The 22,291-nt window shown below is 43.9% G+C and carries 24 protein-coding genes; 9 read left to right on the plus strand and 15 right to left on the minus strand.

Features of this window, described 5'->3' with window-relative positions; genetic code table 11:
• Positions 1-14: 14 nt before the first annotated feature.
• Positions 15-653 carry a YczE/YyaS/YitT family protein gene (locus tag ABD734_RS03835; RefSeq protein WP_344701601.1) on the minus strand — a complete coding sequence of 213 codons (639 nt, stop codon included), beginning with the start codon at positions 651-653 and terminating at the stop codon, positions 15-17.
• Positions 654-804: 151 nt separating this feature from the next.
• Between ABD734_RS03835 and ABD734_RS03840 the strand changes: the two genes are divergently transcribed.
• Positions 805-1,479, plus strand: a complete 675-nt coding sequence (locus ABD734_RS03840) for a PepSY domain-containing protein (RefSeq protein ID WP_344701603.1) — start codon at positions 805-807, stop codon at positions 1,477-1,479.
• Positions 1,480-1,514: 35 nt separating this feature from the next.
• Here ABD734_RS03840 and ABD734_RS03845 read toward each other — a convergent pair whose 3' ends face one another.
• The gene (locus ABD734_RS03845; protein ID WP_344701605.1) at positions 1,515-2,195 is read right to left on the minus strand and encodes a phosphotransferase; all 681 of its coding nucleotides are present in this window, start codon (positions 2,193-2,195) and stop codon (positions 1,515-1,517) included.
• A gap of 119 nt (positions 2,196-2,314) precedes the next feature.
• On the opposite strand from ABD734_RS03845, the gene ABD734_RS03850 reads away from it, so the two are divergent.
• The 4 genes from ABD734_RS03850 to ABD734_RS03865 are packed head-to-tail and all read left to right on the plus strand — an operon-like array spanning position 2,315 to position 4,260.
• Positions 2,315-2,491 carry an SE1832 family protein gene (locus tag ABD734_RS03850; RefSeq protein WP_344701607.1) on the plus strand — a complete coding sequence of 59 codons (177 nt, stop codon included), beginning with the start codon at positions 2,315-2,317 and terminating at the stop codon, positions 2,489-2,491.
• Positions 2,492-2,503: 12 nt separating this feature from the next.
• Entirely contained in the window at positions 2,504-3,655 is a 1,152-nt protein-coding gene (locus ABD734_RS03855) for an MFS transporter (protein ID WP_344701608.1), read from the plus strand.
• Positions 3,652-3,966, plus strand: a complete 315-nt coding sequence (gene mspA / locus ABD734_RS03860; RefSeq protein WP_344701610.1) for a membrane stabilizing protein MspA — start codon at positions 3,652-3,654, stop codon at positions 3,964-3,966. The genes ABD734_RS03855 and mspA overlap by 4 nt, the downstream gene beginning before the upstream one ends.
• Before the next feature lie 18 nt (positions 3,967-3,984).
• The gene (locus ABD734_RS03865) at positions 3,985-4,260 is read left to right on the plus strand and encodes a hypothetical protein (protein WP_344701612.1); all 276 of its coding nucleotides are present in this window, start codon (positions 3,985-3,987) and stop codon (positions 4,258-4,260) included.
• Positions 4,261-4,289: 29 nt separating this feature from the next.
• Here ABD734_RS03865 and ABD734_RS03870 read toward each other — a convergent pair whose 3' ends face one another.
• Positions 4,290-5,555 (minus strand): peptidoglycan bridge formation glycyltransferase FemA/FemB family protein, encoded by a 1,266-nt coding sequence (locus ABD734_RS03870; protein WP_344701614.1) that lies wholly within the window; start codon positions 5,553-5,555, stop codon positions 4,290-4,292.
• Between the two features lie 60 nt (positions 5,556-5,615).
• Between ABD734_RS03870 and ABD734_RS03875 the strand changes: the two genes are divergently transcribed.
• Positions 5,616-5,861 (plus strand): hypothetical protein, encoded by a 246-nt coding sequence (locus tag ABD734_RS03875; protein WP_344701616.1) that lies wholly within the window; start codon positions 5,616-5,618, stop codon positions 5,859-5,861.
• Here ABD734_RS03875 and ABD734_RS03880 read toward each other — a convergent pair.
• The 12 genes from ABD734_RS03880 to ABD734_RS03935 all read right to left on the minus strand — a co-directional run bounded on the left by ABD734_RS03880 (position 5,846) and on the right by ABD734_RS03935 (position 18,103).
• Positions 5,846-6,532, minus strand: a complete 687-nt coding sequence (locus ABD734_RS03880; RefSeq protein WP_344701618.1) for a VOC family protein — start codon at positions 6,530-6,532, stop codon at positions 5,846-5,848. The genes ABD734_RS03875 and ABD734_RS03880 overlap by 16 nt on opposite strands.
• Positions 6,533-6,631: 99 nt before the next feature.
• Positions 6,632-7,801 (minus strand): ABC transporter ATP-binding protein, encoded by a 1,170-nt coding sequence (locus ABD734_RS03885; RefSeq protein ID WP_344701620.1) that lies wholly within the window; start codon positions 7,799-7,801, stop codon positions 6,632-6,634.
• A 12-nt stretch (positions 7,802-7,813) separates the two neighbouring features.
• Positions 7,814-8,782: a sugar phosphate isomerase/epimerase family protein gene (locus ABD734_RS03890; RefSeq protein ID WP_344701622.1), complete on the minus strand. Its 969-nt coding sequence runs from the start codon at positions 8,780-8,782 to the stop codon at positions 7,814-7,816.
• Between the two features lie 11 nt (positions 8,783-8,793).
• Positions 8,794-9,825 (minus strand): Gfo/Idh/MocA family protein, encoded by a 1,032-nt coding sequence (locus ABD734_RS03895; protein ID WP_344701624.1) that lies wholly within the window; start codon positions 9,823-9,825, stop codon positions 8,794-8,796.
• A 9-nt stretch (positions 9,826-9,834) separates the two neighbouring features.
• Positions 9,835-10,860 (minus strand): Gfo/Idh/MocA family protein, encoded by a 1,026-nt coding sequence (locus ABD734_RS03900; protein ID WP_344701626.1) that lies wholly within the window; start codon positions 10,858-10,860, stop codon positions 9,835-9,837.
• A complete protein-coding gene (locus ABD734_RS03905; RefSeq protein WP_344701628.1) occupies positions 10,853-11,575 on the minus strand; it encodes a ThuA domain-containing protein in 723 nt (240 codons plus the stop codon). The genes ABD734_RS03900 and ABD734_RS03905 overlap by 8 nt, the downstream gene beginning before the upstream one ends.
• On the minus strand, positions 11,572-12,591 hold the full coding sequence (locus tag ABD734_RS03910) for a LacI family DNA-binding transcriptional regulator (protein WP_344701630.1): 1,020 nt from the start codon (positions 12,589-12,591) through the stop codon (positions 11,572-11,574). The genes ABD734_RS03905 and ABD734_RS03910 overlap by 4 nt, the downstream gene beginning before the upstream one ends.
• 13 nt (positions 12,592-12,604) lie before the next feature.
• On the minus strand, positions 12,605-13,447 hold the full coding sequence (locus ABD734_RS03915; protein WP_344701632.1) for a sugar ABC transporter permease: 843 nt from the start codon (positions 13,445-13,447) through the stop codon (positions 12,605-12,607).
• Positions 13,447-14,709, minus strand: a complete 1,263-nt coding sequence (locus ABD734_RS03920) for a sugar ABC transporter permease (RefSeq protein ID WP_344701634.1) — start codon at positions 14,707-14,709, stop codon at positions 13,447-13,449. Before ABD734_RS03920 ends, ABD734_RS03915 begins: the two co-directional genes overlap by 1 nt.
• A 25-nt stretch (positions 14,710-14,734) precedes the next feature.
• Positions 14,735-16,027: an extracellular solute-binding protein gene (locus ABD734_RS03925; RefSeq protein ID WP_344701635.1), complete on the minus strand. Its 1,293-nt coding sequence runs from the start codon at positions 16,025-16,027 to the stop codon at positions 14,735-14,737.
• 188 nt (positions 16,028-16,215) lie between these two features.
• Positions 16,216-17,247 (minus strand): GTPase domain-containing protein, encoded by a 1,032-nt coding sequence (locus ABD734_RS03930; RefSeq protein ID WP_344701637.1) that lies wholly within the window; start codon positions 17,245-17,247, stop codon positions 16,216-16,218.
• A 13-nt stretch (positions 17,248-17,260) separates the two neighbouring features.
• The gene (locus ABD734_RS03935; protein WP_344701639.1) at positions 17,261-18,103 is read right to left on the minus strand and encodes a DUF368 domain-containing protein; all 843 of its coding nucleotides are present in this window, start codon (positions 18,101-18,103) and stop codon (positions 17,261-17,263) included.
• Between the two features lie 148 nt (positions 18,104-18,251).
• On the opposite strand from ABD734_RS03935, the gene ABD734_RS03940 reads away from it, so the two are divergent.
• The 3 genes from ABD734_RS03940 (at position 18,252) to serA (ending at position 22,157) form a co-directional block, all read left to right on the plus strand.
• Positions 18,252-19,310 carry an AAA family ATPase gene (locus tag ABD734_RS03940; RefSeq protein WP_344701641.1) on the plus strand — a complete coding sequence of 353 codons (1,059 nt, stop codon included), beginning with the start codon at positions 18,252-18,254 and terminating at the stop codon, positions 19,308-19,310.
• Between the two features lie 119 nt (positions 19,311-19,429).
• Complete coding sequence (locus ABD734_RS03945) at positions 19,430-20,572, plus strand: pyridoxal-phosphate-dependent aminotransferase family protein (RefSeq protein WP_344701643.1); 1,143 nt, start codon at positions 19,430-19,432, stop codon at positions 20,570-20,572.
• Complete coding sequence (gene serA, locus ABD734_RS03950; RefSeq protein WP_344701645.1) at positions 20,565-22,157, plus strand: phosphoglycerate dehydrogenase; 1,593 nt, start codon at positions 20,565-20,567, stop codon at positions 22,155-22,157. The genes ABD734_RS03945 and serA overlap by 8 nt, the downstream gene beginning before the upstream one ends.
• Positions 22,158-22,291 lie beyond the last annotated feature (134 nt).

A 22,291-nucleotide genomic window follows, 5' to 3' on the forward strand; every position in this document is an offset into this window, starting at 1 on the left:
TCATATTATAAAAACTAGATCACTTTAATGATGTTCTTATCTTCAGCGCCCAAAAACAGCACCATTAGACGACGCGTTAAAGGTAGCCACGCTTCTATTAATTTACCAAGCCCAAATACAATCACAAGAGTGCCTATGAATACCGGGCCACCCAATAGATAACCCCCTACCGCTGCACTGAATTCCATAATATTTCGGGCAACAGAAATTTTTAAGCCAAATTTATCGACCATTAGAAGCATCAGTGAATCACGCGGCCCGGCACCGAGATTTGGAGTGATGTAGAATGCCACACCAAATGACATTACTAAAAGACCGATGGAAAAGACGATTGTATGCTGCGTCCAACCTTCAAAATTCGGCAGCAGCCAATTGAAGAAGTCGATGAAAATGCCGATGGAGAGCATATTGACGTAGACTCCGAGACGAGGCCATTCACGCGTCATCACCGCAGTGAATATGACAATTACTGCACCGACTATAATGGACCAACTTCCGATTGTGAGGCCGAATGTCTGCCACAACCCATAATGGAAAACATCCCATGATCCAAGCCCCAAGAGATGACCCTTGATTGTCAGCGTAACACCTAAGGCCAAAATGACAAGACCCATCATATAAAATATCCAGCGTTTCATTATATTGGTTTTCACAGGGCACCTCCATACCTATTATTATCTAAACTAGTGTACGCCCGGCCACAGAAAATTGCAATATGCTTTATAGCCGCCTTTTAATAGTTTCGACACCGACGGGTCCGGGAATATGATATTAAAATACTCTATTGGGAGGCGAAGTGATCTTATGAGCAGACGATACAAGCTAGCAAGTCTACTTCTCGCGACCTCACTTACAGTCGGTGCATGCAGTGATGACTCGGAAAGTGAGAATGCAGAAACCACAACCGAAGAAAGCACAGCAAACGAAACGACAGAAGATACTACGACAGAAGAAGCGACGGAGGAAAGTTCCAGCAGTAATAAAGCAACTACTGAAAGCAGTTCGGGGGGCGGAACTACAGACGAATCTTCCGGCACAACTAGCGAGACGATTTCTCCTGAGGAAATTAAGCATAATGCAGATGAAGCGGTACAGACAGCATCTGATAATTTTGAAGGGGAACTGAAAAGTTTAGAGTTCGAAAAAGAAAATGATTCATGGGTCTACAAAGTAGAACTTGAGAACGAAAGTGAAGAATACGAAGCGCACATTTCTGCCGATGATCTTTCAATCATTAATGAAGAAACAGAAAATAACGATGACTTCGACACGGACGAACACTTCAATTATCAAGATGCTGTTTCAGCAGAAGACGTCATCCAGACCGCAATGGACGAGAAAGATGGCAAGCTGGAAGGGTGGAGCCTAGATAAAGATGATGGTCAGCTGGAGTACGAGGTAGAACTGAAGCAAGACAGCAACAGCCATGATGTTAAGATTAATGCAGAAAATGGAGAAGTCCTGAAAACCGATGATTAATCAAAATAAAGATGTCTGGATTATACCAGGCATCTTTATTTTTTGGCTATTAGTTTTTCAAACTGTTCAAATTTGTCCTTTTCAACCTGATCCTTTATGCGGTATCCCTCGTAGAAACTTTCTACATAACCCTCACCTAGCTTTTCCTCTATATCCAGAGCCATCGACACAATGTCATAATAACGGTCACGTATACCAATACCGACCATATCAACGCTTCCGGTAATATAGTTCTCATTGACGATCACATTGGATAATGTAAAATCACCATGGCTGAAAACGGGGTCATCATCCAATTGTCCATTCCTATGGTCAAATGGGCACTCTTCAATCTTTTGCTTATGGAAAAAACTCAAATATCTTCCAATCTGCTTAAGGGTCTCAGCTGTCGTCTTCTCATCCTGCTGTTTTAGAAATGCCTGAGCATCTATGCCCGGTAGGGCCAGGTAAAACATATAAGCCCCTGCTTCCTCATATAAGGTAACCGGTTTTGGCACGCCATTAATATTGTTGATATCCATCCAAAGGAGTCTTTTGTATTCACGCCTTGTTTTTCTTATATCATTTACATATGATTTCGCTATCAACGGCTCTTGGGGCTGATACATATTGGGCGGATCTTCTCCTCCATAACTCAACAAGTGCACTTCTGCATCAGAATTGCCTTTTAGCTGTTCCCAGTCATAATATTCTTCGTATATTTCAAACGTATGCATCAATGTCCCTCCATTCCCTCCCATTTTACTTCAATCATCCTTCAGATGTCATCAGTGTTTCCCCTAATATGCGATATGTTATGATAAGATACAACTATAATTTCAAGGGGGTGAGCACAATGGATCTAGAATATAAATTGAGAGAATTGAAAAATGAATATGTGCGTATCCAGGGTGATTTGGAAAAACTCGAATCTACTGGAAACAGTACATCCAAAATGGACGAAAGGCTTGCTCAGATAGAAACAGAAATTGCTGAGACGAAAAAAGAAATCAGAGAACAAAGTAATAAATAGGAAGTGCAGACTATGAAAAAAATGATTCTGTTCATTATGATCATACAATTCCTGATCTACTTTGGTTTTAGTATGGTCATACCCGTCATACCTGAGTTGGTGGACACGCTTGAAGTCTCTACTCTCCATATGGGCGGACTGCTTGCTGTGTATTCAATAGCCAGTTTTATATCCGCCCCTTTTTTTGGGAGGCTCAGCGATAGGCATGGCCGACGTGCCATCTTGCTATATGGCCTTCTAGCCTTCAGTTTCAGCTTCCTTCTTTTCGGTATGTTCATCGACGTATTATGGATTCTATACATAAGCCGGGTAATAGGAGGGGCCGCTTCTGGTGCGCTCTACACTGCAACAACCAGTATGGTTGCAGACTTGACGACCAGGGAAGAACGCACCCGCTTCATGGGCTTGATAGGGATGTCAATCGGACTCGGATTCATCTTCGGTCCTGGTGTAGGTGGTCTTTTGGCGGAAATTAGCCTGAGTCTTGCCTATTACATGACTGCCGCTGTAATTATAGGTGCATTGCTCTTCAGTATGTTCAAAATCGAAGAGACCTATCAGCCGGGGTCATACTCAAGAGAGGAAATTACTGTTGCCAGTGAGTACTTTTTGAAACCTGTCGGCATTCTTCTGATCTCTACATTCTTCATCATGTTCACCATGAGCGGGATGGAGAGCACTTTCCAGTTATTGGGTATCGACCGCATAAATATCACACCTTCTGAGATGGGCCTTCTTTTTGTCATCGGTGGGATATTCAACGCAGGCATCCAAGGCGGTGTCATCAGCCGATTGAAAGATGGCCAGGAATACCCGATGATGTTACTTGGTCAAGTCATGACCATCATCGCTTTCGTATTGTTGCCGTTCATGTCGAGCCTGCTGTTTGCCGGATTCTGCATTGTGCTCCTCATGACAGGAAATGCCTTAGTCAAGACACTCCTGACTTCTCAGATCACCAAGGAGGCACGTCAAGCAGAAATGGGACGCATTACAGCGACCACATATTCGTTGGATAGTCTTGGAAGGATTTTTGGTCCTCTGGCCTTTAATATATTGTTCCTTATGACTCCTGGACTGCCCTTCTGGTTCGGCGCCATAACTACTGTATTATCGACATACTTTATATTCCAATACTTTAGAAAGAGGAGGAAAGTTGTATGATTTTAGCAGTCCTCATGCTCCTCATATACCTTGTGGTCGGTGCCATGACCATCCTATATCAAAGAAGCAGGCTATTCGATGTTTTCCGCATCATTGCAGGAGTGGCGTTCCTTCTACTGACCACCACTCTCGCCCTAGCAGTACCCAACCCAGATGGTTACTTGATTTTTGCGCTTGCGCTCAGCCTCTTCATCTCTGTGGAGATAACAAGCTACAAAGAATACAAGGGAGATCGTAACCGATTATTTCTCATTCACGCGTTCACACTCATGATTTCTGCAGTACTTATACTCATGTTGCTGACAGCGTAACAGGAAAGAGGTGTTTTGATGAGACGTGTCATCCTCATTCTTCTCATTCTCATGCAGGCAATGTTCTTCATAAATTATATCGTCAACAACGGTGTCATCTTTTTCAGCATCTATATTTGGGCACTGCTCAGTATAATTTCATTTATTTCATCTTGGCGGGCCGTCGTTGCCGAACCAAACTTATATGAGAACAGAAGCATACATCTTTCGTTGTCTCTCACACTTCTCATAATGTCCCTGATGTCGCTGATATTCGTTGCGCTTATTGCAGCGACTCGGCCATATTTCTTATAGAATATAAAAGCTGCCCTTTCAAGGGCAGCTTATTTTCTTTCTTTGAATGCTTTAATCTGCTGATTCAGTTTAACCTTCCCTTTCTGGAAGAGTGGAACACCTACTTCAGCCAACGTATAGAGCGGTTTATTGATCACATAATCGAATTCGCCGACTTTCTCACTTACCTCGGTACCCCATACTTTCTTGAACTGCCATAAACCAAAGTGTCCTGAATCTTGAGGTGGATCGACACTGACACCACCAAAATCATAAGTCAGTGCTCCGGCATTACGCGCGTACTTCATCATTTCGTACTGCATATGATGGTTTGGTAGGTATTCTCTGTACAAGTCAGAAGAGGCTCCGTAGAGATAGTACGATTTATGTCCCGACTGTGCTAAAAGCGCGCCGGATAAAGTAACGCCCTCTGGATAATCGTGAGCCATCTCTTCAATTTCCTGTTTCTGTTTCTCCAATTTCTCGGCTCTATTGGCAAGGTCTTTAAGCTGATTTTCCTTTTTGATGCTGTTTTTCCTCTTTTGGGCCTTCTCTAATTCTTTGGCCACCTTGCTGATATCGGACTCAAGTGATGCGGATACGTCTTCTGGCACAAGTTTAACGAGGAACAATTCCATATGGCCGTTTTCATGCAAGTTATCATATAAGGATTCGAAATAAGTGATATCCCGAGTCAAAAAGCCATCTCTTTTCCCTGTGACTTTCATCAGTTCCACAAAAATCGGAAGTTCCTCTCTCGTAGCCTTATATACCTTCGTCCCTTTTCTTATCGCATTGCGCACTCTCGTCCGGTTATTCCTTTCGAAGCTTCCAAGCAGATCTTCATCCGATTTATCGATTCGTGTTACCATCGTCTGTCTCGGCTGGATATTATCCTTACTCATGCCGTCCTTTAATCCACGATGCCTGAACCCGATCTTTTTTAAGAAATCTATAGTCCCTTTATGGGTTTCAAGCGGTATATCCGGGTCAATCTTCAATACGTAGGCTTGTTCTTCCTTTGCTATTTTCAAAGCTTCTTCGAGCATGAATTCCACAAGTCTCTCATCGTCATAATCACAGACGAAGCCTCTTGAGGCATAACACAGCGTCTGCTTCATTTTCGGCAGTCTTTTGAACATCAGTACCACAGCACCTACGGTCTGAGCACCATCACTGACCGCAAATCTTCTGGAGTACCATCCTGTCAGCCGCTTTGACTGTGCCCAGTCAGTCAGTTGAAGTAAATCGCCATTCGGGTGGTGTTCTATAAATTGGTTGTGTTCTTCTTCAGTCAGATTGATTAGTTTAAGCATAATAATCTCCATTCAATTAAAATCTGATATAATAATTGCAAGAAAGGTGGTCCTTTATAAATGAGACAAGTCATTTTAATCTTGCTTATCGTTCTCAACGCAATCAGCATGTTCCAATTGAATCAATATGGACATGGCGACCTCATCGCGCTAATGAGCATGAGGATAATACTTGGCGTTGTCACTGTTATGCTGAGCATTGCCTATATCCTTGTACGTGGTTCGAAGTCCCTGGTTATCCTGAGCGTGGTTACGGCGCTTTTAGCCTTGGGCCATCTGCTCATGATCCTTTATATAAATCTATAGTCCGCTCCTCTGTAGTGGCCTGAGGTGCCTTCCATTTCTATTTGTAGAGCAATTGAAGGTACTCCAGTTTCCTTAAGGGAGACTGTAGTCCGAGAATCCAACTCGCCCTCCCACACTCCAACCACATCATAGAATGCTTCCCATCTCTTCAAATCCACCACATTGTTATGGATGACGATTTCCGGGGAGATGATCTCTTTTTCCATCGCTTCTATACGCGACAGCCGCATGTCATCACTTTCTTCCCATTCTATAAATAACGGAAAGGTTTCAACATCATCCTCTATATAAAGTAATTTCCAACGGATGGTTTCTCCCGCGGTCTCCCGCTCCATATCAACCGGCCCGGATATGTTGAACCCTTTGGCACGGTATCGTTCTGCAAGCTGTTCAATTTTATCGGTGTTTATCGCATACCTGATAAACCCTTCTTTGTAACCCTTGTCCGCAATGGTTCTGGCAAAGGACTCTGTTCCGTCCTCAAGATGGGTATTGAACTGTTTTTCATCGCTTATAGTCAAATATTCTATATACCTCAAATCAAAGTAAGACAGTGCATTTTCAGTACCGAATGCAGGATGCTCACCACCTGAATGGATGGGCAGCACACCTTCAGATTTTACAGCATCCAAGTCGTCTACATAGTGTATGATATGATCAAATTTAATCATCTTCTTCACCTCACTCCAACTATATCATAATACCACGGCATCAGATCGAATGATCAAAAAAACAGTCCACCGAATATTCGGTGGACTGTTTTTATAACTCTACGCTTCCATTACATTCGAGGTCTGATTGTTGGATGCCAAAGCCTTTTTTTCTTTCGCCCGATCGTCTTTTGTGACGATGCGCTGCTTAGTTTCCCAATCAAAAAAATGACCCTTGTTCATATCAAAAGCAAATTTGACGACATCGCCCGGGGCCAGGTCGTTCCGCGCATCTACTCGAGAGATGAACTCCTGACCTTGTAGTTCTGAGTACAGCATGATTTCAGATCCGAGCAGTTCACTCACCTTCACTTCCGCATCAAAAGCAGTCGATAGACCAGATTCCACAAACACGGCCTCTTCCCTTACATCTTCAGGGCGGATGCCGAATTTAATCGGTTGATTGTCGTATCCACCATTAATGAGCATGCGACGCTTTGCTTCAGGGATTTCTATTGTGGTGTCTCCGATCATAAGCACACCATCCTTCATCTCTGCATCAAATACATTCATTGCCGGAGATCCGATGAATTGTGCTACGAAGACGTTCTCAGGATAATCGTACACCTCTTTCGGGGAGCCCACCTGCATGATGTCCCCTTCATTGAGTATGACGATTCTAGAAGCCATGGTAAGTGCTTCAGTCTGATCATGTGTCACATAGACGGTGGTAGTTTTGAGTCGTTTATGTAACTTGATGATTTCAGCGCGCATCTGCACCCTCAGTTTTGCATCAAGGTTGGATAATGGTTCATCCATCAGAAACACACTGGCTTCCCTGACTATCGCACGGCCAAGCGCCACACGCTGACGCTGCCCACCGGATAGCGCTTTCGGCTTACGGTCAAGATAATCTGTCAATCCTAGAATTGCCGCTGCTTCTTCCACCCGCTTCTTAATTTCCGCCTTCGGGGTTTTGCGCAATTTGAGGCCGAACGCCATATTGTCGTAGACGCTCATGTGGGGATATAGGGCATAGTTCTGGAAGACCATCGCAATATCCCTGTTCTTTGGCTCGACATCATTCATTCGTTTATCGTTGATATACAAATCTCCTCCGGAGATTTCCTCCAACCCTGCAATCATGCGCAGTGTCGTCGATTTACCGCATCCTGAAGGGCCGACTAGAACGATAAATTCCTCATCGTGTATATCTAGGTTGAAGTCATGGACGACTGTCGGGCCTTTGTCATATGTCTTTTGTATATTGCTGAGTTTTAGTTCTGCCATATTCCCACTCCTTTAAGCCCACCACATGTCAGTCGGCTTCTCTTTTATAATGACATTCTGCAGGTTCCTGACAGCTGTTCGGAACCCTTCCTCTATAGACATCAATCCATCTTCATGTTCAATGGAGACGACGTAATCATAATCATACATTCTGAGGGTGCTCATCATATCCGCCCATTCATCCATACTGTGGCCGAGGCCGACACTCCTGAATGTCCAACTCCTATCTTTGATGCTGCTGTATGGATTCATGTCCAGGTAGCCGTACATATTCAGGTTGTCCTGATCGATATAGGTATCTTTCGCATGGAAATGATGAATGGCACTCTCACGACCCAGAATTTTGATGGCGGCTACTGGGTCGATGCCTTGCCACCACATATGACTTGGATCAAGGTTCGCACCGATATATTCATTCGTTGCGCGCCTCAGTTCAAGCATGGTGTGGGGGGAGTGCACCAAGAAACCACCATGAAGCTCAAGCCCGATTTTGACACCTTTTGACTTTGCCAACTCTGCGATATCCTGCCAATAGGGAATCAATCTATTCTCCCATTGCCACTCCTTTATTGCAGAGTATTCCTCCGGCCACGGCGTCACCGGCCAATTGACTGCCGTATCTGTTTCATTGCCTGCAGGCGTCCCGCTGAAAGTGTTCACGACAGGCACACCCATAAGTTCTGCGAGTTGTATGCTTTTTCTCAGATTCTCATCAGATTGCTTGCGGAATGCTTCGTCTGGCGATATTGGATTGCCGTGGCAACTGAATGCACTGATGATTATATTGCGCGAAGTGAACTTCTCCATATACTCGGCCCGTAAATCTTCTGATCCAAGCAATGCGTCAACGTCGCAATGTGCATTTCCGGGGTAGCCGCCTGTTCCTATTTCAACCGCTTCAAGTCCTGATGCTTCGATGTAGTCCAACATTTCCTCAAGCTCCATGTTCTGGAACAGAGGATTGAATACTCCAAGTTTCATCCGTTAGCCTCCTAAAGTCTGATACTGCGCTGCTCTTTCGAGCTCAAGTAGATTGCTTCGATGATTTTCGATACTTCCTTCGCCTCTTCTGAAGTCACTGTCAAAGGAGTCTCATATTTTATGGCCGAAATGAAATCTTCAGCTTGAAGCCGGCTGAATGTTTCGTCGACTTTGATATAATCAATCCTCATGGTCGTCATAAGATCTTCATCAGCCTGATTGACCTGCATGTTGAATACATCAAGTCCTGCTTTTGTGCCGGAGATGCTTATGTGATTCTCATCTTCAGGAATATTTGCTGCCCAACTTGTTTCAAAGAGCATAGTGGCACCATTGTTGAAGCGGATGAATGCACTGACGTGGTCCTCCACTTCGAAAGTATCCCGATTGAAGTGCCCCCATTCATTGACAGTGTTTGTACGGCTTAGATGGTTATAGGTGGTGCTCGATACTTCCACTGGCTTGACGTCCCCCATAAGATACATGGCCATATCAAGCAGATGGCATCCATAGTCGATTAGAGCGCCCCCACCTTGCAGATCATAATTGGTGAAGACCCCCCATCCTGGTACCTTCCGACGTCTTAAACCGCGCACCCGCACCACCAGTGGATCCCCGATCATGCCGCGTTCAATTATTTTCTTGGATGCAATGGCTTCTTTCATGTAGCGGTAATGGTAAGCAATGTGAAGCCTTACACCATTGCGCTTTTCCGCTTCAATCATTGCATTGCATTCCTCAGTCGTCATGGCCATCGGTTTTTCGCACAGCACATGTTTACCATTATCCATCGCGTTTATGCTAAGCTCGGCGTGAAATTTATTCGGGGTGCAAATGACTATGGCATCAACGTGGGGATACATATCTTCAATGTCGGCGAAGACACCGGGGATCCCCAGTTCTTCTGCTACCTTCTCCGCCCGCTTTATATCCACATCATGAACAGCGGCAATCTCCACTTCATCAAATGTCCTGAAGGTTGGTATATGGCGCCCTGTCGCTATCCCACCTACCCCGATGAAACCCAATCTGATTTTATTCATGTTCAGCACCTATTTCTCCATCACAATCTTTTTGGTCCGGTCCGATTCAAAAGCCGACAAAATGATTTCTACGGATTTCTTTGCATCATCAGCAGTCACTGGTACCCTCTCGTCCGTTACGAGTGCTTTGATGAATGCATCCATCACAAATGATTTCTTTGCTTGCCCTTCCTCATCATTCGTCTGGATGCCTCCGTAGTTTTCTTGTACAACTGTGCCATCTCGTCCTGTGAATACAAAAGAATGTTTCTCGTCGCCAAGGAGATGCAATACCCCTTTTTCACCATATATTGTTGTGGAGTTATCCTCTGACCCATAAAAGGACCAGCTTGCTTGAAGCGTGCCGACGGCATTGGACGCTGTCCGTAGGATACATACTGCATTATCATCGACATCCGAAAAACTTTTCGCTTCCTTGGAGATCAATCCGCCTACTTCAACGATCTCTTCGTCTAGAATATAGCGGATCAGATCCGCCTTGTGCACCCCGAGGTCCCCCATAGCACCCATACCTGCTTCGTTCTCCTTGAAAAACCAACTTTCCTTTCCGTCGACACTCCACTCTTCAGGTCCTGGATGACCGAACGTTGTACGGAAGGCATAGACTTTCCCAAGTTTTCCTGAAGTCACATAATCCCGTGCCACCTGATGCTCTTTTATCAACCTTTGGTTATGGCCAATCATCAATTGTCTGCCTGACTCTTTTTCTGCTGCGATCATACGGTCCATCTCTCCAGTAGATAGTCCCATAGGTTTTTCGCATAGGACGTGCTTACCTGCTTTCAAGGCAGCAATGGAGATTTCGGCATGCAGATGATTAGGCACCGTGACACTTACAGCATCGACCGATTCATCTTCTAAAAGATCCTGATACTTTTCGTAGGCTTTTCCTCCATATATCTTTTGCTGCGCCTCCGCACGCGAGACTACACGGTCGCAAAAGGCTGTCAGCTTTACGTTATCGTTCTCTTCATATTCAGCGATATGCCGCTTTACACCGATACTGCCGCAACCGATTATGCCAACATTAATCATGTTCATTCTCCTTTATCTCTTCCAGTGGTTCGGAGTTTCCGTAATGATGTTTCCTGCCATGACCGCTTCCTGCCCAAACGACACCATTTTTGATGACTGTCTGAACGTTTTCATTGTAGTACGTCGGATGTGTTTCATGACCTGGGCGGAAGTAGAATATTTTGCCGTTCCCTCTTTTAAACGTGCATGCGCTTCTAAAGACTTCTCCACCTTCGAACCAGCTGAGCATTATCAATTCTTCGGGAGTTGGAATATCGAAGTGCTCACCGTACATCTCTTCTTCGGGCAGTTCGAAATACTCCCCCAGACCCTCCACAATCGGATGGGCCGGATCCACTACCCAAAGACGCTCCTTCTCTCCAGCTTCACGCCACTTCAAATCGCATGATGTCCCCATTAAAAGCTTGAAGGGTTTTGAGAAATGGGCAGAGTGAAGCACCACCAGACCCATGCCATCCCAGACGCGCTGGCGTACTTTATCAGCCACTTCGTCGGACACTTCGTCATGGGCTTTGTGCCCCCACCATATAAGGACATCAGTGTTGTCCAGCACTTCATCGGTCAATCCGTTTTCAGGCTCGTCCAGTGTAGCAGTCTTCACTTCGTGGTCTCCTAGAAAACTGGCTATCTGGTTATGGATCCCTTCCGGGTAGACACGTTCTACAACTTCCGACTCCCTTTCATGACGGTATTCATTCCAAACTGTTACCTTCATCCTCTTTCCTCCTTTTTCGTCGATTGGCGTTCTATGATACGTGTCGGTACAGTAATATTGCGCTTTAGTCTGTTGTCATCCTTTATCAGCATGATCACTTCATTACTTGCCTCTTTCCCCAATTCCTTGGGATATATGTCCACGACTGTCTGGGGAGGTGCTGCAAACTTGGTTAGAGGTGATTCACTGAAAGTCGCTGTCGCCACATCCTCTGGTATCCGAATTTGCATTTGATACAGCCGGGATATGATCCGTGCATTCAATACCCCATCGAGTGTAAGAAGTGCTTGCGGTGGTGTGTGGTCAAAGAGATCAACCAGCATCCTTTCAATGGAAGACTCATCCTTGTCGCATTGCACGACTTTGCATTTACTGCTTAGCCCGTTAGATGCCATCGCCTGTTCAAAACCGGCTATCCTATCTTGGGAAACAGCGAAAACCTCATTATCGACCACCATGACGATATCTTCATAACCTTCATCAATCAACAGGTCCGTCATCTCTTTTGCAGCCTGCACATTGTCATTGTCGACATGGATGGCATCACCGCTGTTCATTACATCTTTTCCGATGACTACGAACGGGAAAGCCATACTGGTCAAATATTTTGTCACTGGGTCATTTTCTTTTGAGTAAAGTAATATAAAACCATCCACTCTTTTTGAATTTATAAGATTTTTAACTTCAAGAAAAAGGCTGTCATCATCCTCTGCTGCAGTCATAATAGTCGAAAAGCCTTTAGTTCTGCACGCTTCTGACACTCCGAAATTAACTTCTGTAAAAAATGGATTTAATACAGCTTCATGCACTGCACTTTTTACTACAAGTCCAATAGTATATGATCTTTTTGTAACAAGATTCCTTGCTGCAACATGAGGTGTATACCCCATCTGCTCCATTATTTTGCGTATCTTCCTCTTGGTATCTGAACTAATTCCTGGATGATTTTTTACAACCCTTGAAACTGTCGAAGGAGATACTCCAGCAGCTTTTGCCACATCTTTAATTGTAACCATTAGACCACCTCATCTAGCCTTTAGTTGACCCGGACATCAAGCCGGAAATCAAATACCTTTGTAGGAAAAGAAACACGATTGCTATAGGTACTGCAATCAAAATGGATCCCGCGGCAAATCTTGTGAAAGTATTCGCAAATTGATCGTTGACCATATTGTAAAGCCCCAGTGCTAAAGTGAAGTTTTCTGGACTTCTCAAAACAATACGCGGCAATATAAAATCCATAAATGGCGCCATAAAATTGAATAATGCAACTACTGCAATAATCGGTTTAGCCAATGGAATCATTATTGTAAAGAATATACGGAAATGTCCGGCACCGTCCATTTTTGCAGACTCATCCAATTCTCTTGGGATAGTATCAAAATAACCTTTTACCAAGAACGCGTTCATCGGAATCGATCCACCTACATATACTAGAACAAGCCCCCAGAGAGAATCCAGCAATCCTATTGTATTAAGCAAGATATAAATGGCGACCATAGCCATTAATACTGGAAACATTTGTAGGATAAGAAAAGCATATAAGCCGTATTTTCGTCCAATAAACCGATACCTTGAGAACGCATATGCAGTTAAAGTCACGAAAACCACTGAAAAGAAAGAAGAAAGTGCCGCTACAATCAATGTGTTCTTGTACCATGTCAGATACATACTCTGAGAATCTGTAAACAGCCATTTATAATGGGTAAATGACCAATTTTCAGGAATCATATTGGCTCCATATAAGTTGTTCCCCGGATTTAATGAAATGCCAAAGGTCCAAAGAAGAGGGTAGAATATTACTATCGTCATAATAAACAATATTGTATACATGACAATCTGTTTCAAAAGATTTTTTCTTTTTTTAGTCATTATATCTCACCCTCCTCTTGAACTGCTCTAGTACGACTGAACTGGAATGCGGCAACCGATGCTACAATAAGACCAATAATGATGGAAATTGCAGCGGCCATGTTATAATTCTGGGTCTCAAAAGTTAGTTTGTAGACCCATGAAATCAGAATGTCTGTGCCACCAGCATTTTGTCCCCTTATAGCAGGCCCACCAGCGTTGAATAGGTAGATGATATTGAAGTTGTTAAAATTCCCTGCATATTGCATTATAAGTAACGGTGCCGTGGCAAACATGATATGCGGGAATGTTATTTCTGTGAACTTTTGCCATCCTGATGCACCATCCATATCAGCTGCTTCATACCAGTCATCGGATATACTTTGTAAGACACCCGTAAACAAAGCAAAGACAAATGGGAACCCTGACCATGTCTGAATCATTATCAGAGCCACTTTTGCCCAGAATGGATCTGAGAGCCATGGAATCGAAAGACCGAACAATGGCTGCAGAATATCATTGTTAATCGCTCCAAACTGATTATTGAATAATGCAGAAAAAATAAGAATCGTAACAAATGCTGGCACTGCCCATGGCAAGATAAGCATGGTACGGATTAACCTTTTGAACTTTATCAAAGGATGGTTAACAATGATTGCAAGAAGGAGCGCTAGGGCAATCTGTAATGTTGTTGCTACTAGTGTCCATACAATAGTCCATGTAAAGACACTAAAGAAAGTGTTTCTCCAGATGTCCACTTCAATCAAAGCTTTGAAGTTCTCAAAACCAACATAGTCTAGAACGTTCCTAGGAGGTGCATTGTAGAGATTATAGTTGGTGAATGCCAGGAAGAACATATATAGCAATGGAAATACGACTAGAAAAATGAGTAAAAAAAGCCCAGGGGCAACAATTGCATAAGGGAAGCTCTTATCCCATGCATCCCTGAATTGCTGTAGCATTGTTCTAAAGTCGCCGTTATTGATTAGTTTAGCATCCTTGTAGGCATCTATTATATTTGCAATATAGAAAGTAATTGCTATTACTACTACAAGAAGAGATATAATTCCTTGTGCCAGTAAAATTCGCGAATCATCCACACGAGGTATCTCACCAAGAGTAAAGAGTCCCCAGAATCCAATATTCAAGAAATTATAGAAAACCGCAAAGAATGATATAAAAAGGATAAAGAGGCCACCTGCTTTGGCGTACCTCTTATTGTATAATTGGCCCAGCCCAGGAAGGATAGACAAGGCTGCGGCTAATTTCGGATTTTGCTTCATAGTCTTTTCCTCCTAATCTTCGATACTACTCTTCAGAATCTTGCCCTCCTGAAGCTGAGTCTATGTCAGTTTGTATTTGGGATTTTGCTTCTTCCAATACTTCGCGAGGATCATCCCCATTCGATATGAAAATCAGCGCATCTCCCATAGGCTCCCAAACCTGTGCCATTTCAGGAATATTAGGCATTGGGTTTGCGTTCTCAGCCTGCTCATTAAACACCCTTAACAATTCATTCGAGTTTTCCACATCTGAGCGTGGCACAGTCTCCATAAGCCCTTCAGTAACCAGTTTACTGCTCTCAGCATTGGTCATAAACTTCAAAAGGTCTTTAGACCAATATTCATTCTCAGTGTATTCTGAGATCATCCATCCTTTGACTCCCATGAATGGTGTCATAGTTTCCCCATGAAGTTTGGGCAGTGTTGCTGTACCCAGCGAATCTCCAAGTGCCTCTGAATAATCCGAGAGCTTCCATGGACCTGTCATTGCAATTGGTGCCTTTCCATCTGTAAACAATCCATCAAGCACGTCGCCTGTTACGTTCTCACTAAGGTATCCGGCCTGGAACCACTCTTGCATACGCGTTGCTTGATCAATTACACCATCTGTAGCGACTCGGAGGTCTTCAGAATTGTAACTTCCATCCTCTTCTTGGCCAAATATCTGCTCATCTCCAGAGAACAACAATGGATATGAGAAATAGAAGTTTGTGGCTTCCATCAGTAATCCATATTCATTATTACTTTCATCTGTATACTCCTCCATGATTGATTCGAGTTCTTCAACTGTTTGAGGGGCTTCATCAATAAGATCCTTATTATAATAAAGAGCAGCTGCTTCAACAGCAAACGGCACTCCCATCAGCGACCCTTCATAAGTGAATGCTTCAAGTGCATTTTCGTTAAATGCATCCAACTCGAATTCAGATTGGTCGAGTTCCATCCCAAGGCCTTGGAGATAAGCACTCCCAATCATGTCATGTGGCTGTTGATAGAGATCTGGACCTTGTCCTGCCGGAGCATCTAATGATAATTGTTCCAATTGGTCAGTCATGCCTACTTCAGTGAATTCAACAGCAATACCTGTTTCTTCTTCATACTTTTCAAAAATTTCACCGTATACTTCTACCTGATTTTCTCCATCAAGCCAAACATTCAACACTTCAGGTTTTTCTGGTTCAGATCCTTCTTCACTTGAACCGGTAGACCCTTCTCCACTAGACTTTTCCCCACTCTCTGGCCTGTCCGGCCCACAGGCAGTCAGCACTAGCACCAACGCAAACATCATCAGTAGAAACCATTTGTTGCTCTTCATCATAATCCTCCTCCTAATATGTAAATCTTTTCATAATTTAATATTAAAGCGCTTTCATGTGATAAGTCAACACTTTTTGCAAACGATTGCATTAAAATTATGCGTTCACAGATAGTTTTTATGGAGGTGTAACCAAGTTTCTATGCAAACGATTGTCGTAACAAAAAATACACCGGCATTTGCCGGTGTATCTAGCGGTGGTATTTTATGACTTCACGCGCAAAATCATTCATGTCCCCCGCGTATCCGAAAGTCCCTTTTAGAACCGGATAGATATTTTTGATCCCCATTTCACCCAATGAAGATACAATGAACGTCACCACGTTTAATTTACGCATTTTGAATACTGCGCTGAATAATGACGTAAGGTGAGTGATGTAGTCTGCTGGGCTCTTCTTTTCAGTGTCTTCGGCTTTTGCGCGGTTGATGTAATCGACAGCTCTTGGCATTTCGTGGCCAATCACTTCTGCATCACCCTTGCTGATTTGATAATGATCTTCGGTCATCTCTTCAATCGACTTATATGACCGGTTCAGTATGATGTCTTTGAAGCTTGGCGAAAGGAGTTTCTTCGCCAGTGTATTCATCTTACGGGTCAGAAACTTCTCCAGATACCCTGCACTTTTAGCCCTCTTATCAAAAAGTGCATCCTTCTCTTCGAACACGGAGGAAATCGTCTGTTCCAGTTCACCAATGCCGACATCGTCCTTAACACTGACAAATTGGTAATGAAGCGGCTGGTCGAGATGCTTCTTGAAAGTGACATGCAGCTCGGTATCTTTATCATTCATCAGTGTTTTTTGAAGCCGCTCGCCGCTTACATCAATCAAGGTGTCGCTTTTATTGTAGACGAAGGTGATGCGCACTCCTTTTTTCGCCAAGTACCGGATTACCGCTTCATCCGCCTCCCTTATCTTGGAGGAGAAGACATACAGTACATGTTTTATCCCTGTTTTCGAAATTAGTTTTTTGTACTGTTTTGGGGAATACTCTCTAGTACCGACACCAGGAAAGTCCAATATCTCACCTTTTTCCCCAAAGGGGTAGGCACTTACCTCACGTGTGGCATCAGTCTGTGTAGAGACGGCTGAATCCATTCCTGTCAGGCGATTGACGAGTGCGCTTTTTCCAGCATCAACCTGGCCAATTATCGCAATACGATAGTCTAAAGTGCTTTTGATATATTCATGATAGGACTGCAGCAAAGGATGTTCTTTCTCCACGCCTATTCACCTCCTAAACGCCATCTTCATTTTTTGATCCCATGTACAGGCTGATGATGAATCCGATAAATGCTGTTATGATCGTTACAATCCATGTTCCAATAGTGTCAGGCAGTCCTGGATATATTGCAAATACAGAACCCGTTACAAGTCCTAAAATCATTGCATAAGTCAGATAGGTATAATGTCTGAGCATATACTGTATGATCCTGCTTGCTGCAAGCAGACCCAATACGATGCCGATACCCACAGCAATGACGACCGGCAGTACGCTGAAGTTCAGGTCCAGAAGTTCACTGATTGAAAATATGACGATCGAATAAGATCCGAGTATCAATAACACTAATGAACCTGAAATTCCAGGCAGCAACATAGTGGTGGACGCGAGTATACCGCTTGCGAACATTTTCAGGAGCAAGGGGCCTGTGATGACAATTTCCGTAACATGAGCACCCTCTCCCCTAGCCATACCCGTTATGAACAGCACTGCAACCGCAGCTAGGAAGATGAGATAATGAACCGCACGGAATTCAACTTTATAGTTTGAAATCCTCAGCAGCATCGGCACCACACCCAATACTAGACCGATGAAAAACCAGTGGGTAGGTACAGTATGTTCTTTTAATAAGTAATCAATTAGCGAAGACAGCGTTACAATGGCTATACCCATGCCGATCACAAGCGGAACCAGAAACAAGATTGCTTTTTTATAGTCCTTTGATACTATCCTTGAGATGGCTCCTAGAAACTGGTCATATATGCCGAGGAGCAAGGCCATGGTGCCACTGCTGACACCGGGTATGAGCTCACAAGTACCCATCAGGAAACCTTTAAATATATTCATCCATCTTATCATTTCATTATCCCTCTACCTTTTCATTTTGACATACTGATTGTAGCATAAATATTCTACATAAATGGGATTACGGCCGGCTGATGATTTGATAAACAAATTTTATACTGATATAACTGTTTTAACACTGAAACAGTTAGGAGCTTGTGCAATGAGAGATTTAGGCATCTATTTTGGTACTTTCGCCCCGTGTCACGTTGGCCACTTCGAACAGGTCATACGTGCAAAACGTGAAAACAGGCATGCGTTTGTAATCGTCAGCGGATATGAAGGGGATCGGGGCCAAGAACATGAAATGACGCTCGACAATCGTGTTAAAGCAATGCGTCAACTCCTTACTCCGGATGATAATGTAACCATCCTTAAGCTTGATGAGACGGACATACCAAGATATCCCCACGGATGGCGCTCTTGGCTCGATCGGTTGTCCGATATCATCACTCAGGAAGAGGCCACCCTTCCATTTAAAGTCGATAGTTTAACCTTTTACGCAGGTGAACAGGAGTATCTTGAACCATTGAAATCATTTTTTGAAGCCGAACGCCCGAACTCAGCCATCCATATCACTATGGTAGACCGTAAAATATTAGGTATCAGCGGCACCAGTATACGCGAGGAACCTATTTTGAATTGGGATTATGTGACACGGCCTTTCAGAAAGTTCTTTGTCCAGAATGTATTGATACTTGGTGCACCGGGCACAGGCAAAACCTCACTCGTCCAAGATCTGGCGCGCAGATACTCCACCAGCCATTCAACGGAATATGCTAAAAGTTACCTGATGGAGCAACGCCTTCAGAAAGATGAACTCGATGTTAAAGATTTTCATTCAATCGGCATCGGCCAATTTGAAAACAATAAACAGCATATTCACTCAACGGGAACGAGAAAAGTGTTCTTTGCTGATACCGATGTAATGTACACTAAAGTGAATATGAAGATGCATGCCGACGGCGAGGAATTCAATCGATTGAAATCCGTGTTCGACTATTATATCCATCTCCAACATTGGTCGCTCATCTTGTTGTTGCCGCCAGAAGATCCAAACGATACGACTAAAAACCGCATTCACTCAATGCTGTGGGATGAAATCAACGAAAATGAGCTCTCTTCAATCACTCATGTTTTGGATGGCGATTCCTACAGGGATAAATACCAAAAAGCACACTCTCTCGTAGATGGATTACTGCAGGACGGTAAAGATAATTGAGAAGACATTATCTTTTAGTGATAAAACCTATTTGAACCAAGAATATCTTCATAGTTTATGTAATATACTGAAAAATTTGATACTATAGATTCACTATATGCCATGGAGGCTGATAATGCATGGAACCAAAACTGCTTCTCACACCTGGACCTACACCTATTCCACCTGAAGTATCACAAGCCATGTCGCAAGGAATGATCGGACACCGCTCTTCGGATTTTACAGAGCTTATGCAACATGTACAATCCAATATTGGAGAAGTCTTCGGTTCCAAATATCCAGTCGCAGTACTTACTTCCAGCGGAACCAGTGCGCTTGAAACTGCCATGATCAACCTTGTCGGAAAAGATGAATCGATTATTATTATAGCCAGCGGTGCATTCGGTGATCGCTTCAAAAATATCGCAAAAGCCCACCCATTCCACGTATATGTCTATGAAGTGCCTTGGGGGGAGGGTGTCAACGTTCAAGAATTTGAAGCTTTTCTAAATGATAAGTCTGATATAAGAGCCGTGTTCAGCCAGGCATGTGAAACTTCGACTGCAGTTCTGCATCCGGTCAAGGAAATTGGCAGAGCAGTTAAAAATTATGATCCATCCACCCTCTTTATAGTGGATGGTGTGAGCGCTGTAGGCGGCACACCCTTCGATATCGAGGCACAATCCATAGACTGCCTAGTGACCGGCAGCCAGAAAGCTTTGATGCTTCCGCCGGGCATCGCCTTCGTCACCATGAACGAAGCAGCGAGAGTACGAGCGTCACAAAACAGGCTGCCAAAATTTTATCTGGATATCAATCAATACTTCTCTGCCTTGGAAAAGCACTCCACCCCCTTCACGCCGGCTGTATCTCTTATACAGGGGCTGGACAAGGTACTGTCCATCTATAAAGAAGAAGGCATCGATAATATCTTCGACCGTCATATGAAAATGAAGAACATGATTCGCGCCGGACTTACAGCCCTTGGGCTCGAACTTCTGGTCGAAGAAGCATATGCTTCTCCAACTGTTACAGCATTTAAAGGAGAAGAAGCAGAATTGTCCCATATAAAGGACACCCTTCAAAAAGAATTTGGCATCACTATAGCTGGTGGCCAGAAGCAATTAAAAGGGAAAATCCTCAGAATCGGCCATATGGGTTATATGTTCCCTAAAGATATGCTCGCCGTCCTTGCAGCCCTTGAATCTATATTGAGTCGATACCACAATAAGAACTACTACGGCACAGCATTGACTGCCGCACAGGAGGCCTACCATGAATAAATTTAAAGTGCTTGTACTAGACCCGGTAAATGAAGAAGGTATCAAAGAACTCGTCGACCACCCCAACTATGAAGTCGATATCCAGATTGGTCTCGATGAAAAAGAAATTTTGAATATCATCCACGATTACCAAGCCCTGATTGTCCGCAGCCAGACGCAGGTTACTGAAAAAATCATTCAATACGCACGCAATCTGAAAGTGATTGCCCGTGCCGGGGCTGGCGTTGATAATATTGATGTCGATGCCGCCACAAAACATGGGGTCATCGTCATCAACGCCCCTGATGGCAATACGATATCTGCGACAGAGCATACGATGGCCATGATGCTTGCGCTGACACGCCAGATTCCAGCTGCGCACAAAGCGCTTTCTGAAGGCAAGTGGGACCGTAAGAAGTACAAGGGCACCGAAATGTATGGTAAAGTGCTCGGAATAATCGGCGTAGGGAAAATTGGTTTCGGTGTCGCTAAAAGAGCGCAGAGCTTTGGCATGCGGGTCATTGCATTCGATCCTTACCTTTCTGATGAGAAGGCGCAAGAAGCGGAGATAGAGAAAATGGAAGTTGAAGAAATCGCTTCAAACGCCGACTTTTTGACTGTACACACCCCCCTTACTCCTCAAACAACCGGTATAGTTGGGGAATCTTTTTTTGCCCGTGCAAAACCAGGTCTTAAAATCGTAAACGTGGCACGTGGAGGCATCATCGATGAAACGGCATTGATGGCTGCCTTGGATGAGGGTAAAATCGAAGGGGCGGCTCTCGATGTCTTCGAAGAAGAACCACCCTCTAATAAAAAACTTCTTGGACATCCACGCATCGTAGTCACCCCTCATTTGGGTGCGTCGACTATAGAAGCCCAAGAAAAAGTCGCAATAAGCGTTTCCCGGGAAATAATTGATATTCTAGAGAACAATACAGTCATTCATGCTGTGAACGCACCGAGGATGGGAGATACCATCAATGATGAGCTTAAACCTTACATCAATATTGCCACCCATATGGGCGGCGTTGCCATTCAACTGATGAACCGCCCTCCATCAGAAGTGAAGCTGAAGTACCATGGGGAATTGGCATTGGATGACACCAGCCTCTTGACGCGTTCATTTGTCGCGAACATGTTAAAACCTCATTTGGGGGAGACCGTCAACATCATCAATGCACTCTACCTCCTTCAAGAACAAGACGTCACCTACAAGGTCGAGAAGCGGGGCAAGGCACATGGGTACAGTAATTACCTTGAAGTAGAACTCCTTAATGGAGAAGAGTCGCTCATCCTTGGGGCCAGCGTGCTCAACGGTTATGGTGAGCGCATCGTCAAAATAAATGATTTCCAAGTTGATATAAAACCCACTAATCATCTCCTATTCATAAACCATCTGGATCGTCCGGGAATCATTGGTGAAATGGGGATCACTTTAGGCAGATACAGCGTAAATATCGCCTCAATGCAACTTGGCCGGACTGATGCCGGAGGGTCTGCACTCCTCTCCCTTTCACTTGACCAGAGTGTCAATCAAGAGGCTATGGATGAACTCAGGCAGATTGAAGGGTTCCATAACCTGAAGCAAGTGGATTTGTCATAGCAAGAGAAAGGGGCTGGGACATAAGTCCCGATCCAAGCAGAATCCCCCGGGTTAAAATGAAAATTTTAACCCGGGGGATTCCTATGTATATAAATGAAAGACAAAACAAAAGGCACCCTTTATAATGTAAGTAA

Source organism: Salinicoccus jeotgali (assembly GCF_039538805.1).
Taxonomy (GTDB): Bacteria; Bacillota; Bacilli; order Staphylococcales; family Salinicoccaceae; genus Salinicoccus; species Salinicoccus jeotgali.

Bases quoted from the DNA above. Each gene is read 5' to 3' on its own strand.
- ABD734_RS03840 (WP_344701603.1), top strand. From the start codon at position 805: ATGAGCAGACGATACAAGCTAGCAAGTCTACTTCTCGCGACCTCACTT.
- ABD734_RS03845 (WP_344701605.1), bottom strand. From the start codon at position 2,195: ATGCATACGTTTGAAATATACGAAGAATATTATGACTGGGAACAGCTA.
- ABD734_RS03850 (WP_344701607.1), top strand. From the start codon at position 2,315: ATGGATCTAGAATATAAATTGAGAGAATTGAAAAATGAATATGTGCGT.
- ABD734_RS03855 (WP_344701608.1), top strand. From the start codon at position 2,504: ATGAAAAAAATGATTCTGTTCATTATGATCATACAATTCCTGATCTAC.
- mspA (WP_344701610.1), top strand. From the start codon at position 3,652: ATGATTTTAGCAGTCCTCATGCTCCTCATATACCTTGTGGTCGGTGCC.
- ABD734_RS03865 (WP_344701612.1), top strand. From the start codon at position 3,985: ATGAGACGTGTCATCCTCATTCTTCTCATTCTCATGCAGGCAATGTTC.
- ABD734_RS03870 (WP_344701614.1), bottom strand. From the start codon at position 5,555: ATGCTTAAACTAATCAATCTGACTGAAGAAGAACACAACCAATTTATA.
- ABD734_RS03875 (WP_344701616.1), top strand. From the start codon at position 5,616: ATGAGACAAGTCATTTTAATCTTGCTTATCGTTCTCAACGCAATCAGC.
- ABD734_RS03880 (WP_344701618.1), bottom strand. From the start codon at position 6,532: ATGATTAAATTTGATCATATCATACACTATGTAGACGACTTGGATGCT.
- ABD734_RS03885 (WP_344701620.1), bottom strand. From the start codon at position 7,801: ATGGCAGAACTAAAACTCAGCAATATACAAAAGACATATGACAAAGGC.
- ABD734_RS03890 (WP_344701622.1), bottom strand. From the start codon at position 8,782: ATGAAACTTGGAGTATTCAATCCTCTGTTCCAGAACATGGAGCTTGAG.
- ABD734_RS03895 (WP_344701624.1), bottom strand. From the start codon at position 9,825: ATGAATAAAATCAGATTGGGTTTCATCGGGGTAGGTGGGATAGCGACA.
- ABD734_RS03900 (WP_344701626.1), bottom strand. From the start codon at position 10,860: ATGATTAATGTTGGCATAATCGGTTGCGGCAGTATCGGTGTAAAGCGG.
- ABD734_RS03905 (WP_344701628.1), bottom strand. From the start codon at position 11,575: ATGAAGGTAACAGTTTGGAATGAATACCGTCATGAAAGGGAGTCGGAA.
- ABD734_RS03910 (WP_344701630.1), bottom strand. From the start codon at position 12,591: ATGGTTACAATTAAAGATGTGGCAAAAGCTGCTGGAGTATCTCCTTCG.
- ABD734_RS03915 (WP_344701632.1), bottom strand. From the start codon at position 13,447: ATGACTAAAAAAAGAAAAAATCTTTTGAAACAGATTGTCATGTATACA.
- ABD734_RS03920 (WP_344701634.1), bottom strand. From the start codon at position 14,709: ATGAAGCAAAATCCGAAATTAGCCGCAGCCTTGTCTATCCTTCCTGGG.
- ABD734_RS03925 (WP_344701635.1), bottom strand. From the start codon at position 16,027: ATGATGAAGAGCAACAAATGGTTTCTACTGATGATGTTTGCGTTGGTG.
- ABD734_RS03935 (WP_344701639.1), bottom strand. From the start codon at position 18,103: ATGATAAGATGGATGAATATATTTAAAGGTTTCCTGATGGGTACTTGT.
- ABD734_RS03940 (WP_344701641.1), top strand. From the start codon at position 18,252: ATGAGAGATTTAGGCATCTATTTTGGTACTTTCGCCCCGTGTCACGTT.
- ABD734_RS03945 (WP_344701643.1), top strand. From the start codon at position 19,430: ATGGAACCAAAACTGCTTCTCACACCTGGACCTACACCTATTCCACCT.
- serA (WP_344701645.1), top strand. From the start codon at position 20,565: ATGAATAAATTTAAAGTGCTTGTACTAGACCCGGTAAATGAAGAAGGT.